Here is a 582-nt window from a genome sequence, read left to right as displayed (position 1 = left end):
CGTAGCACTTTTTATTTCAGTCACACTTTCTACGGAAAACAACGTTGAGGTAGCTATGAAGAAAATATCTAAGTTATTGGTCGGATTCTCTTTCGCACTTCCTGTCTTGTTTCTACTTTTGAGTAAAACAGGCACCGCCGATACGATGGATAAGATGAAGGCTTTAGAGAATGCAGAAATCGCCACACTGGCTGGCGGCTGTTTTTGGTGTACGGAATCGGACTTAGAACAGCTTCCTGGCGTCTTGGATGTGGTGTCTGGCTACTCCGGCGGGCACGTGAAAAACCCAACCTATCGCCAAGTATCTTCTGGAAAAACCGGACACATTGAATCCATCGAAGTGAAATACGACCCGAAAGTGGTGAATTACGAACAAGTACTCGATTACTTTTTCCGCCACATTGACCCAACCGACGATAAAGGATCGTTTGTCGACCGAGGTCCACAGTATCGACCTGCTATTTTCTACCACAACGCAGAGCAAAAGCAGATCGCAGAGCAGTTTATGATGGAAATCGACAATGCAAAGGTTTATCCAAAACCGCTTAAAACTGAGTTGATCAAGTTTGAGACATTCTATCC

At 44.7% G+C, this 582-nt stretch carries 1 protein-coding gene; it reads left to right on the top strand.

The features are described from left to right. Positions 1-55: 55 nt before the first annotated feature. The coding region (gene msrA / locus R7Q48_RS29375) for a peptide-methionine (S)-S-oxide reductase MsrA (protein WP_318133887.1) at positions 56-582 on the top strand (527 nt) is incomplete at its 3' end.

This window comes from Vibrio sp. 378 (genome assembly GCF_033339435.1).
This window is presented reverse-complemented; position numbering and strand designations above follow the sequence as displayed.